Source organism: Pedobacter frigiditerrae, from assembly GCF_032678705.1.
Lineage (GTDB): Bacteria > Bacteroidota > Bacteroidia > Sphingobacteriales > Sphingobacteriaceae > Pedobacter > Pedobacter frigiditerrae_A.
The window spans coordinates 2,397,399-2,410,114 of the sequence record NZ_JAVTSS010000001.1 but is presented as its reverse complement, the minus strand read 5'-3'; the positions used below and the strand labels follow the sequence as shown (position 1 = coordinate 2,410,114).

Genomic DNA, 12,716 nt, shown 5'->3' with positions numbered 1-12,716 from the left:
GAATTAGATTTGAAGCAACATAAGTAGATTTATATGTCCAGAAAACTATATTCATTTTTGGTTCTCTTTTTGGTAGCCTTTCAAAGTTTTGGACAGTCTCCACAGGCACTAAAACTTTCTGATGCTGCAATTGCTTTAACCAAGCAAAAAGTAGTTTACGACCCTGCTTATTTTAAAATACCTTATCCCAATGGAGATGTGCCTGCTGGTAAAGGAGTTTGTACCGATGTGGTGATTAGGGCTTACCGAACTTTGGGAACTGACTTGCAAAAGAACGTTCACGAAGACATGAAGCAGAATTTTAAACTTTATCCAAAAGATTGGGGCAGGAAAACGCCAGATGCAAACATAGACCATAGAAGAGTTTATAATTTAATGGTTTTCTTTAAGCGTAAGGGAACTGTAAAACCAATGACTAAAAATGCTGATGATTATAAGCCGGGAGATATTGTGTGTTGGAATTTAAGTGGAAATATATCACACATCGGCTTGGTGGTAAATAAAAAATCTGCCGATGGAAAAAGGTTCTTAATTGTTCATAACATAGGTGCTGGTCAAGTATTGGAAGATTGCCTTTTTTCCTTTAAAATCATTGGCCATTATCAATATAAGGTGTGAGGTTCAGTATTTAATACTTTGGATTTCCCAGATATATATCTGCAAAGGCTTACGACTAGCCTTATCAAACTAAAATCATAAAGTTGTATATTTGCTATATGGATAATCTCAATCAGTTAAAGACAAAAGAAATACAGAGGCTTTGCGAAAAGAACAATGTAAAATCTCTTTTTGCTTTTGGGTCTATTGTTAGAGATGATTTTAATGATGATTCTGATATAGATTTAGTTGTAGACTTTAATGAAAGCGACCCATTTAGTTATACAGATTTGTATTTTAACTTGAAGAGGAAGTTAGAAGATTTATTAAACAGGCAGATAGATTTGTTGGAAGAAAGAGCAATAAGGAATAGGTTTTTTAAACAAGAATTAGAACGTACTAAGGTTAAAATCTATGGAGCCTAAAATTCTAACTTGGTTGCTTGATGTTGAACAAAGTATCGACGAAATTTTTATGTTTATTAATGAAACGAATGGTTTTTTGGAATACAAAAAAGATTTGAAAACAAAAAAGGCCGTTGAGCGAAATATCGAAATAATTGGTGAGGCGATAAACAGAATACTAAAAGAAAAACCTGATTTTTCCATTGAAAATGCCAGGAATATTGTGGGTACTCGCAATAAAATTATCCATAGTTATGATAATATTTCTGACGAAATTATTTGGACTATCATTGTGCGAGAACTTCCGAAGTTAAAAGTAGAAGTTCAGGGCTATTTGCAATCGTAAATCTAATCCTTCGACTCCCGAAGAAGTCGGGACAGGTTCGCTCAGGATGACAATAAAATAAAATAAAATGCTCGCTTTTGCAAATGCTAAAATAAATCTCGGACTATTCTTAACGGAGAAACGTACTGATGGCTTTCATGACCTACAAACCGTTTTTTATCCTGTTAAGCTGTATGATGTAGTAGAATTGATTGATTCTGAAATAACGGAATGTATCATAAAAGGTATCGAAATACCAGGCAATGCCGATGATAATATTTGCTTGAAGGCATTTAAGACCTTACAAAAGGACTTTGATTTACCTCATCAACAAATTGTTTTATTAAAAAACATTCCTGTTGGTGCTGGTTTAGGAGGAGGTTCTGCAGATGCTGCGTTTTTAATTAAATTGGTTAATGATAAATTTGATTTGGGTTTGTCAGTTGAAAAAATGCAAGGCTACGCAAGGGTTTTAGGTGCAGATTGTGCTTTTTTTATCGAAAACAAACCTGCTTATGCTTTTGCCAAAGGCGATGAATTTGAAGATTTACAAGTTGATTTATCCAATCATTTTATGGTACTGGTTAAGCCACCAATTCACGTTTCAACTGCCGAAGCTTACAGCAAAGTAAAAGTTAAAGAACCTGCCACATCCTTAATAGATTTAATACATTTGCCTTTAAGCGATTGGAAAGCCAATATTTTAAATGATTTTGAGGTTTCTGTTTTTGAAAAATATCCAGAAATTGACGAAATAAAAACAAAGCTTTATGCTGCAGGTGCTACATTTGCGCTAATGAGTGGAAGCGGTTCATCTGTTTACGCTATTTTTGAAAAGCCAGTTAAATTGTCAGAATTGGAAAAAGATAACTTGGTTTTTTACGATATTTAAATCCCCTCCCAACCTCCCCAAAAGAGAGGAGCGATGATTACACTCCCTCCTTTGGAGGGTTGGGGAGGATAATACTTGATACTGAAAATGGAAATAAACCTAATCCGCAAAAGCGGGAAATTTAATTTTGAAGCAAGCAACGAAGGCGGTTTTACTGTTGAGTTAGATGCAAATCCCGCAATTGGGGGAGAAGGAAAGGGCTTTAGACCAATGGAAACTTTACTGATTGGTTTAGGTGGTTGTAGTGGAATTGATATGGTAAATATTCTTACCAAACAAAAGGAAGATTTAGCAGATATCAAAATCAATATTAAAGCTTCAAGAGTAACTGCAGAACCTGCAATATTTGAAGAAATTAATATTCAGTTTAACCTTTCTGGCAATTTGAATGAACAAAAAGTAGAACGTGCCTTGGCTTTAACTTTCGATAAATACTGCTCGGTAGCAAATATCTTAGGTCGCTCTGCAAAAATTAACTTTACTTACACAATAAATAAGGTTTAAGGTGTAGGGTTTAAGGTTTAGAACACCTGCAATTCATCTCAAATCTCATATCGCAATACTCAAATCTCATACAATGTCCAAAAATTTTGAAACCATCGCTATTCGTACCCAAACAGAAAGAAGTTTACACAAAGAACATTCTTCGCCTATCTATCTAACTTCAAGTTATAAGTTTGATGATGCAGAGGAAATGCGTGCTTTGTTTGCTAACGAAAAAGAGGGAAATGTGTATAGCCGTTATTCTAATCCAAACACTTCTGAGTTTATAGAAAAAATGTGTTTGTTAGAAGGAGCAGAAGATGGTTTCGCTACCGCAACGGGAATGGCTTCTATTTTTACAACATTTGGTGCTTTCTTAAAAAGTGGCGATCATATTGTTTCGAGCCGTTCGGTTTTTGGTTCAACACACCAATTATTAACTAATGTGTTTTCTAAATGGGGTGTTACTTTCGATTATGCAGATTTAGACAAGCCACAAGATTGGGAAGGTTTAATTAAGCCGAATACCAAAATGCTTTTTGTAGAAACACCTTCAAATCCTGGTATTGATATTATTGACTTGGAGTTTTTAGCTGGTCTGGCAAAAAAACACAACGTTTTGTTAGTAGTCGACAATTGTTTTGCAACGCCATACTTACAACAGCCTATTAAATTAGGTGCAGATATTTCTATCCACTCTGCAACCAAATATATTGATGGTCAGGGGCGTGTGTTGGGTGGTATTATTTTAGGTAGCAAAGATTTGATAACCGAAATAATCAATTTTGCTCGCCATAGCGGCCCATCATTGTCTCCTTTTAACGCTTGGATTTTATCTAAAAGCTTAGAAACTTTGGCAATTAGAATGGACAGACATTGTGAAAATGCCTTAAAAGTGGCCGAATTTTTAGAAGGGCAGGAACAAGTTAAGTTAGTGAAATATCCGTTTCTAAAATCTCATCCTCAATATGAAATTGCTAAAAAGCAAATGAAACAGGGTGGGGGAATTGTAACCGTAGTTGTTAAAAACGGGGTAGAAGGTGCTCGTCAATTTATGGATGGATTGAAAATGTTTTCTATCTCTGCAAACTTGGCCGATACACGTTCAATCGCTACTCACCCAGCAACAAGTACCCACTCAAAATTGACTGAAGAACAACGTTTAGAGGTTGGAATTGAGCAAGGAACAGTTCGTTTATCTATTGGTTTGGAACATATTGATGATATTATCGCTGATATTAAGGGAGCGCTAAACAGTTAGCAGTTTTCAGTTCACAGTATTTAAAAACCTTAGCGTAATCGTTAAGGTTTTTTTGTTTTGAAAACGAATGTCAGTGTTTCATCGGTTCTTCAGTCCTTCTTTCCACTTTACTTCGGGTAACCGAAAGGTTATCCCTACGTGCTCGTTCCAATAAGGTTTAATTAACAAAGTTGGTGGGTCTTGGCAACTGCTAGGAGCAAACCTACATAGTTGCAGCTGCCTGCGTAAAATAAACCCGATAGCAGTGAAAATACTTTTTTGGTTTCGCCAATTTAGTCATCCGATGAATACTTGTACAGCTGGTTATATTCATCGGATGACTATAATAACCCGCAAAAAAGATTGAAACGATAGCGGGGCTAAAATTTCCTATGGAAAAGGAAACTGCTTTACCCCTAAATCCCCTGAAGGGGACTTGCCTTTAATGCGGCCTACATTCCAACTATACAAAGTCCCCTTCAGGGGATTTAGGGGTTTAACTGATATAATCTCTATCCTCGTCGCTTAAATTAGATTTATTCTCTGTGTTTCCAGCATATCCTTTTTCGATTTCTGTATCGTAAGTGCTCACTGTTTTACGTGGTCTGCCTACAATAAAACCAATGATAAAGCCGATTAAAACACAAATGCCAATCACAATTAGTTTTGACACAGAAACTGGCTCCCCAATGATGAAAGTAAATTCTACGGGGTCGCTGTTTGTGACTAAAAAAGTGGTTAATAAAGCGGTAATAACGATGATGAATATGGTTTTTGCTTTCATAGGGTTAAAAACTATAGTTAAACGTGAACTCTAAGATAGGGTTTTGATTGTAGATTTGATTTACAAAAACCAATCTTGCGCCTAAATCAACAATTGGTTGGTAGCGCAACAAGTTCATACTACTACGCAATTCGAGGCCAAAAGTTTTAGGTTGCGATAAATTTGTTTCAGAGCCAATGTTTTCATAATGACTGAAAAAGCCACCCCTAAAATTTCTGATGTAAGCTAAAGAGCCAATTTCTAGGTCTGGAAATGCAATTGGAAAGCGGTAATTCAGCAGCAATGTGTTTCTTAACAGACTCTTCGCAACAATTTGATTGTAGCCGTACACCGTGGTGATTTCGTTGTTGAAATTTAACGTTCCAGAAGTTTTTTGGTAGTTAAAGCCAGCGGTAAATGAATGATTTTTTGCAAAACCTGGAAAATAGAAATTGCTTTCAAAAGCAAATAAATCTCCGTTTAAGCTTTTGTCGAACGGTTGGTTAAAATAACTAAAACTTACAGATTGTGCCCATCGTGGTGCAACATCTCGCTCTGCAACACGAACGCTGTGCGAAAATCCAAATTGATAAGTCATAGGGAAATTGATGTTTTTATTGAAAAGGGCTGCTTCTTTGGCTTCAAAATTTCTTTGCGTGTAGGTTGTTCCGACTTCGCCAACAAAACTGTAATTGTGGTTATACGCACTAAAGCTAACTGGAACTGTTGCTTTAACTTTTAAGTAATTTTCTCTCCACTCGGCTTTGTTAATTGTGCTGCCTTGTTTGTAATAACCCAATCTAGGACGGTTTTTAAAAGTGGCACTTAAAACTGGGTATAAAGCTTTGTAAGCGAAACCTGCATTATATTCTATTTTTCTCAGTTCATCATCATAACCAATTCCAGTATAAAAATCGAAGGTGTTTAGGAGGTCGTTAGATTTTAACTGTAAGTTTAATTTGTCATCATCATCCGTTGAAAGGCTAATGCTGTGAAAATTGAAAAGGTGTGCAAAAGGTTTGTAAGGTTTTGAAACGAAAACTTCTTTAGGGATATTATCAAAAACATTTTTGGTGTTCTCTTGCTTTTCTGCTTCTTCGCCAAAATACACAAAGTGATTTTCTTGAACAGGTTTTTGGTCGATTGGAGTTTTAGCAATTTCATAACCCACCAATTGATAATTGTTAAACAAAATTGATTTCCCATCCATCGATAAACTCGGATTAAAAGCACCAAATTTAGCTGCCGTTAGAGCGATTATCTTCTTGCTTGAGGGTAAAACTTCATAAACATTATCAACGCCGCTTAGATGAGCGTTAAATGCGATATTTTCGTTTAAAAATATGGGTCTGCTTAATTGTTGGTTGGTTTCGCTAATTAATTTGGTCGATTTCCCATTTTCTGAAATCCATAAAGCTTTTCCTTTTTCACTCACGCTTATCCACGTAGTTTTTGAGCCGTCGGCGTTTAGGCTTGGCGTTTGAAGAATTAAATTATCTGGATTTGGTATGGTTTCTAGAATTTTTCCGCTTTGCGTATTCAAAACAATTAAGTTTGATTTGTTGCTCAAATCGATTTGAACGGCAATTAGTTTTTTTCCGTCGGCCGAAAGGGCAGGAGAGAAGTACCTCGATTTAAAAGTTAATTGCTTTTTTGTTTTGGTGGCAAAATCGTAAATGCAGATTACGCTGTAGCTTCTTTGTTTGTATCGAGGGTCATATCTAATCTCGTCCCAAACTAGTTTTCCGTTCCCATAACTAAACCAAGGTTGCTCCTGATAAGCGATTTTAAATAGGCTCTCTTCGCTTTTGTCGGCATTGACCAATACAAACCCTGCTGCATCTCCTTTGGTTTGTTTAAGCGCAAGAATTTGCGTTGTAGAAATTTCGGTGGGCAAAAAATAGTTGCTGGCATATTTCGCAGGGCGATTTAAGCTCACGTAATTTTCACTCTTGTTTTGCTCGTCTTGTTTTTGCCAATCGCTTTTAATTTGAGCGGTAGTTTTCAAATAATAATTTTTCGTGTTTTTGCCAGTATAATTTTTTAGGCTTTGAGAAAAAGGATAAAGTCTGATGGGTTTGTCATGGATGTCGCTCAGTAAGCTGTCCATGATTCCTTTTCCATAATTTTTTCTTAGATCCGAACTCATCAAATAGCCGAGTTGGTAGTAGCCTGGTGTTTGGTCTTTGTTAGAGCCGAAATAGGCTTTTGAATAAGAGAAATTTTTACCGCTAAGGAGCGAAGTTCTGAAAGGCATAATCCAAGATGGTTGCCTTCCTCTGCCTGCATTTGTTAATGATGTTTCTGTGCTTACTGCATCGCCTTCAAAAAACCATGTTGGTACGGTAACGCCCATGTAGGCAAAGTAGATTTCTTCGGTTAAAAATAATTTTTCGTTGCCAGTAATTTTATCGAATTGGGCAACGTGTCTCAGCTCGTGGACTGCCAAATTGTTTAGCCAATCTTGACTATCAAATTGCTGTGGAGGGGTGGTGTAAAATTGCGACTTTTTTGGAGCTAGTTGTACGAAGCCATTTGCTACTGTTCCGCGGTTCTGAAGTACGATTGGAATGGTGGTTTTCTGACGTCCTAAACTCTGACCAACTGAGGGGTAAATTTTGGTGATGGTATTAGCCATTCTTTGTGCATCATTTTCTAACTCGGTAGGGTAGATGATAGAAAAGCCATTCGTGTAAATTTTCTTCCATTTTACACTAAGTGGGCTTTGCTCGCTATCAAAAATTTGTCCAAAACTGCTAAGTGAAATAATACTTGATAATATGATAGTTAAAATACTGGTTTTCAATTTTATATTGCTGTTTAATAATACCATATTGAAAGAGTGCTAATATTTTTAGTTTTTAAATTTCTTGATTGACGGAAATAGATAATATTTTTATTTAATTATAATTATTTAATTGACTGATTTTCAATTTTATATATACTTTAATTAAATTACCTATTTTGTGATGGTTTTGTGTAAATTACGAGATTTTAAACTGCATTTGAATAGATTCTGTAGAATTGTGATGCTCGTTAAAATAACGAAGTTAAGATACACTATTTCTATCTAATTTAAAGCAAATTTTTTCTTCACATTTTTGAAATGTATACGATTTTTGTTGATAAACCCTGTGCTGGGTTAAAGAAAATCCTTGTTAAAATTGGTAAGTTATGGACTTGTTTTGAGTTGTTTTGAGTCTATTTTCCTGCTTGTTTTTGATAGCTATTTGACCTTTAACGGCGAAGGGATTTGAGTTGAAAACTCAGTCTTATTTTTAGTGTTTTTTAGCGTGAATTTAAACAGATTTTTAGCTTAGTTTTTGACTCTTTTGTACTGACATTTTTCTTGTCCCCTACCCTATAGGGCTACCCTTTATGGAAGCCCAAATACATGCGTTTATGCCTTAATGATTGGGTGTTGAAATACTGTTGTAGCTAAAGTTTTGTGTTAGGATTTTTAGAGTCTTTTGGATGGCTCAAAAGCAGGTAAGCCTGTATGTTCAGTGTAGCTTTGTAAGCGGAAAATTAACTTTGATTTTTACGCTTTTTATAGATGGGGTAGATGAATACTGCTGCTAAAATTAAGAGGGAACCTAGGTAAAATCCGCCTGTCATTTGTTCTTTAGAACCGAACAAAATGAAGGCTAAAACGATGCCGTAAACAGGCTCTAAATTGGTAATTAAAGCTACCCTAAAAGCAGACAAAGTTCGCATTACAGACACGCCAGCAACGTATGCTAAAGCAGTACAAATTGTACCTAAAACGAACAGGTAAAACCAGTCTTCCAGACTCAAATTGAAGGTCTCTACAAGTAGGCTTTTATCAAATAAACGATATAAAGTAATCCAAAAAAAGGCGCCGCTCAATTCATAAAAACCTATAATACTTGGGTTGTTTTTCTGCACCAAAGTTGAGTTTATAGTCGAAAATAAGCTTGCGGCAATTGCCGAGGAAAGGCCGAAAATAATCCCTAAGGTATATTTGGATTCGAATTTAAAGATGAGATAAATGCCTAATATGATTAATAATCCTACAAAGATATCACCCTTAGAAATCCTTTGTTTCTTCATTAGCGGCTCTAATATGGCTATGAAAAGCGTAACTGAAGAGAGGCAAATTAAGCTTACAGAGACATTGGCAACCTTAATGGCATGGAAAAAGAATATCCAATGAATGGCTACAATACTCCCAGTAAAAAAGAACTTTAGAAACTGCGATTTGGTTACCTTAATGCTTGTTTTAGTGAGCATAAAATAAACGAATAGGGAGATGCTGGCTATTAAAACCCTGTACCATACCATTTGCACGGCATTAATTGAAATTAAAGCTCCTAAGATGCCTGTAAAGCCCCAAACAAAAACAGTAAGGTGAAGGATTAGTAAGTTTTTATTGTCGTTGGCTTTAGGGTTCGGATTCATTATTTTGGTGCTCTACGCAACAAATATAATCCTAAAAGTCCAAAAAATAGGGTAGGTAATAATACGGCCAAAAGAGGTGGTAATCCACCTTTGGTAGAAAACATCTTAGCAAATTGGTTAAAAACGATGTAGGCAAAACTTAAAATGATGCCTATTCCTAGCGGTAATCCTACGCCTCCGCGTACCTTACGAGAAGACAATGCCACGCCAATTAGCGTTAACACAAAGGCAGATAGCGGTTGAAACCATCTCTTATATTGCTCAAAAAGTAAATCGCTCATGATGCCTGAGCCCCTAATTCTCTCTTTTTTAATCTTATCTGATAATTCCTTGCCACTCATGCTCTCAAAAACATTCTGGTACGCAGAGAAGTCATCAGGTTTCATATCTAAAATGGTGTCTTTTGTTTTAGTGTTAGCATACACCATACTTTCTTTTAAGCCATCTATGTTTCTTGTAGAGTAGTTGACCATTTTCCATACTCTCTTTAAAGAATCCCACTCAATTCGGTCTGCAATGAGCTTTTTCTTTAAATTATCGCCTTGAAATTTATCAAGTGAGAAGCGATAACCTATATTTGTTTTATTGTCAAAATTATCAATATAGATATAGGTATTGTTGTCTACCTTCATGTGTATATTGGTTTTTACAGAAGGGTCTTTCTCATTCACAACTTCATTTTCAAACTTGTTTTTAATTTGATTGGTATATGGAAGTATGTAAAGATTGGAAGCTAGATTAACTGAGAAAATGATAAATGAGGAGATCAAATAAGGTCTTAAAAAGCGATTAAAGCTAACTCCGCCACTTAAAATGGGTACAATTTCAGTTTGGTCGGCCATTTTTGCCGTAAAAAATATTACTGCAATAAAGTTGATAAGGGGAGACAGCATATTCACGTAAAACGGAATTGCACCTGCATAATATTGTGTAATGGTTTGCCAAATACTCAAATCACGCTTTAAAAAATCGTCTAATTTTTCAGATAAATCGAAAATAACGATGATAACCACAAACAAGACCAAGGTGTATACAAAAGTACCTAGGTATTTGCCTATGATAAAGCTATCTATGATTTTTAAGCGTTGCTTGATGAATTTCATTTACAATTTATTGCCTAATATAGTCACCATTTTGTTTTTCCATTCGTAAAATTCACCAGAAATGATTTTTTCTCTAGCTGTGTTTACTAACCATAAATAGAAATGTAGGTTATGTAATGTGGCAATTTGAGCACCCAATATTTCTTTTGAATGCATTAAATGCCTTAAATATGCTTTAGAATAAACTTGGTCTGCATATAAATCGCTTTCGGCATCAATTGGAGAAAAATCATTTGCCCACTTTTTATTGGTGATATTAATCATTCCATTTCTAGTGAATAGCATCCCATTTCTTGCATTTCTGGTTGGCATTACGCAATCAAACATATCTATACCTAACGCAATATTCTCTAAAATGTTGATTGGTGTACCAACGCCCATTAAATATCTTGGTTTGTCAACAGGTAAAACATTGCAAACAACCTCCGTCATTGCATACATTTCTTCAGCGGGTTCGCCAACCGATAATCCGCCAATTGCATTACCTTCCCTGTTCATTGAGGCAATAAATTCGGCAGATTTTACTCTCAAATCCTTATAAACCGAACCTTGTACAATAGGGAATAACGTTTGGTCAAATCCGTATTTTGGTTCTGTGGTATCAAACCTATGGCAGCAACGTTTAAGCCACCTGTGGGTCATATTGATGGAGTTCGCGGCGTATTTGTAATCGCAAGGATAAGGTGTGCACTCATCAAATGCCATGATAATATCTGCACCGATGGTACGCTGTATATCCATTGCGTATTCTGGTGTAAACAAATGTTTTGAACCATCTATGTGCGAATGAAAAGTTACGCCTTCTTCTTTTATCTTACGAACTTTACTTAAAGAGTAAACCTGATAACCGCCACTGTCTGTTAAAATTGGCTTGTCCCAACCTATAAATTTATGTAATCCACCTGCTGGCTCAATAATATCTAATCCTGGTCTAAGGTATAGATGATAGGTGTTCCCCAAAATAATTTGAGCCTTAATATCATCCTTCAGTTCTCTTTGGTGTACTGCCTTAACAGTTCCAGCCGTACCAACAGGCATAAAAATAGGTGTTTGTATATCGCCATGCGCTGTTGTAACTGTTCCAGCCCTAGCTTTTGATAACGGGTCGTTTGCCTGTAAAGTAAATTTCATGTGTGTATCTTCTTCGAAAAATCTGACAAAAATAGCCAAAATATCCCTTATTTTTTGGAAATAGGGAATTGGGAATAGAAAATAGGTCGACTACTTAGCTCGTTCATCTATTCACTATTATCTATTTCCTATTCCCCAATTATTTTTTTATCAACATAAAGCCACTTTACAGATTAAAAATGAGAGATTTGCTAGCTTTCAAAATTTAAATAGTGGAATTAAATATAATAGAGATTTGCCTTCTAGGTGCCCTTACTTTTTGTCTTTTAATACAGCTTTATTTTAGTTTGTTTGTTCATCTAAAACTAGCTTTGGTGAAGATAGACCAAGTTTCAGAACAAGCCAAAAATCCTTTAAGTGTTATTATTTGTGCTCGTAATGAAGCAGATAATTTAAAGAAATATCTTCCAAGTATCCTTCATCAAGATTATCCAAGTTTTGAAGTTATCGTAGTAAACGACCGTTCATGGGATGGAACAGCTGATATTTTAGAAGAATTTGAGAAGAAATATGAAAATTTAAAAGTAGTTACCGTTACCGATGGAAATAAGTTTATCGCTGGAAAGAAATTTGCAGTTACCATGGGTATTAAGGCAGCACAATATGACTGGTTAGTATTTACAGATGCCGATTGTGAACCAGCTTCTTCTAATTGGTTAATGGGAATGCAACAGCCAGAAAATGAAAATACAGAAATTGTATTGGGTTATTCCCCATATTTTAAAAAGTTTGGGATATTGAATAGCTTAATTAGGTTTGAGACATTTTTTACCGCCGTAAATTATCTTTCTTATGCACTTAAGCAAATGCCTTATATGGGAGTAGGGAGGAATATGGCTTATAAGAAAGCTCTATTTTTTAAGAGTAAAGGCTTCGCTGCGCATATGCATATCCCATCTGGGGATGATGATTTATTTGTAAACGCAAATGCAAATCGTGCTAATACTGAAATAAGGATAAATAGAGAAACTCACGTTTGGAGTGACCCTAAAGATTCATTTATTACATATTTAAGGCAAAAGAAAAGACATTATGGTGCAGGGAAAATGTACAAACCAAAGCATAGGTTTATCCTTTCGGTACAAGTTATATTTCAATTCTTATTTTATGGTTTCTTAATTGCTGCAATTTGCATCCCCACTACCAGATACATTGCTTTGGGGATTTTAACCTTAAGTATATTAATTAGGAGTTTTGTTTATCCTAGGCTTTTAAAACGATTAAGTTTTGGAGAATTGAGATGGTGGTTCCCTATATTAGATATTATGCTGTTTGTTTTTCTAGTGTTTAACGCTATTCTGTCTATATTTGTTAAAAAAGTACAGTGGAAATAACCCCAAACCCCTAAAGGGGCTT

General features: G+C 35.5%; 12 protein-coding genes. 7 read left to right on the top strand and 5 right to left on the bottom strand.

Annotated elements, in window-relative coordinates:
• The first annotated feature begins 33 nt into the window (after positions 1-33).
• The 6 genes from R2Q59_RS09525 (at position 34) to R2Q59_RS09500 (ending at position 3,962) form a co-directional block, all read left to right on the top strand.
• Positions 34-618: a DUF1287 domain-containing protein gene (locus R2Q59_RS09525; RefSeq protein WP_316768220.1), complete on the top strand. Its 585-nt coding sequence runs from the start codon at positions 34-36 to the stop codon at positions 616-618.
• A 98-nt stretch (positions 619-716) separates the two neighbouring features.
• A complete protein-coding gene (locus R2Q59_RS09520; protein WP_316785331.1) occupies positions 717-1,022 on the top strand; it encodes a nucleotidyltransferase family protein in 306 nt (101 codons plus the stop codon).
• Positions 1,012-1,347 carry a DUF86 domain-containing protein gene (locus R2Q59_RS09515; protein ID WP_316785330.1) on the top strand — a complete coding sequence of 112 codons (336 nt, stop codon included), beginning with the start codon at positions 1,012-1,014 and terminating at the stop codon, positions 1,345-1,347. The genes R2Q59_RS09520 and R2Q59_RS09515 overlap by 11 nt, the downstream gene beginning before the upstream one ends.
• Before the next feature lie 67 nt (positions 1,348-1,414).
• Positions 1,415-2,218: a 4-(cytidine 5'-diphospho)-2-C-methyl-D-erythritol kinase gene (gene ispE, locus R2Q59_RS09510; protein WP_316785329.1), complete on the top strand. Its 804-nt coding sequence runs from the start codon at positions 1,415-1,417 to the stop codon at positions 2,216-2,218.
• Positions 2,219-2,305: 87 nt separating this feature from the next.
• On the top strand, positions 2,306-2,722 hold the full coding sequence (locus R2Q59_RS09505) for an OsmC family protein (RefSeq protein WP_316785328.1): 417 nt from the start codon (positions 2,306-2,308) through the stop codon (positions 2,720-2,722).
• A 73-nt stretch (positions 2,723-2,795) separates the two neighbouring features.
• Positions 2,796-3,962, top strand: a complete 1,167-nt coding sequence (locus R2Q59_RS09500) for a trans-sulfuration enzyme family protein (RefSeq protein WP_316785327.1) — start codon at positions 2,796-2,798, stop codon at positions 3,960-3,962.
• Between the two features lie 475 nt (positions 3,963-4,437).
• Here R2Q59_RS09500 and R2Q59_RS09495 read toward each other — a convergent pair whose 3' ends face one another.
• The 5 genes from R2Q59_RS09495 to tgt all read right to left on the bottom strand — a co-directional run bounded on the left by R2Q59_RS09495 (position 4,438) and on the right by tgt (position 11,360).
• A complete protein-coding gene (locus tag R2Q59_RS09495; protein ID WP_316768204.1) occupies positions 4,438-4,725 on the bottom strand; it encodes a LapA family protein in 288 nt (95 codons plus the stop codon).
• A 4-nt stretch (positions 4,726-4,729) separates the two neighbouring features.
• On the bottom strand, positions 4,730-7,537 hold the full coding sequence (locus R2Q59_RS09490) for a hypothetical protein (RefSeq protein ID WP_316785326.1): 2,808 nt from the start codon (positions 7,535-7,537) through the stop codon (positions 4,730-4,732).
• Between the two features lie 695 nt (positions 7,538-8,232).
• A complete protein-coding gene (locus tag R2Q59_RS09485) occupies positions 8,233-9,126 on the bottom strand; it encodes a DMT family transporter (RefSeq protein ID WP_316785325.1) in 894 nt (297 codons plus the stop codon).
• Entirely contained in the window at positions 9,126-10,229 is a 1,104-nt protein-coding gene (locus R2Q59_RS09480; RefSeq protein WP_316768198.1) for an LptF/LptG family permease, read from the bottom strand. Before R2Q59_RS09480 ends, R2Q59_RS09485 begins: the two co-directional genes overlap by 1 nt.
• The gene (gene tgt, locus R2Q59_RS09475) at positions 10,230-11,360 is read right to left on the bottom strand and encodes a tRNA guanosine(34) transglycosylase Tgt (protein WP_316768610.1); all 1,131 of its coding nucleotides are present in this window, start codon (positions 11,358-11,360) and stop codon (positions 10,230-10,232) included.
• Positions 11,361-11,674: 314 nt separating this feature from the next.
• On the opposite strand from tgt, the gene R2Q59_RS09470 reads away from it, so the two are divergent.
• Positions 11,675-12,694, top strand: coding sequence for a glycosyltransferase (locus R2Q59_RS09470; protein ID WP_316785324.1), 1,020 nt, complete (start codon positions 11,675-11,677; stop codon positions 12,692-12,694).
• Positions 12,695-12,716: the final 22 nt, after the last annotated feature.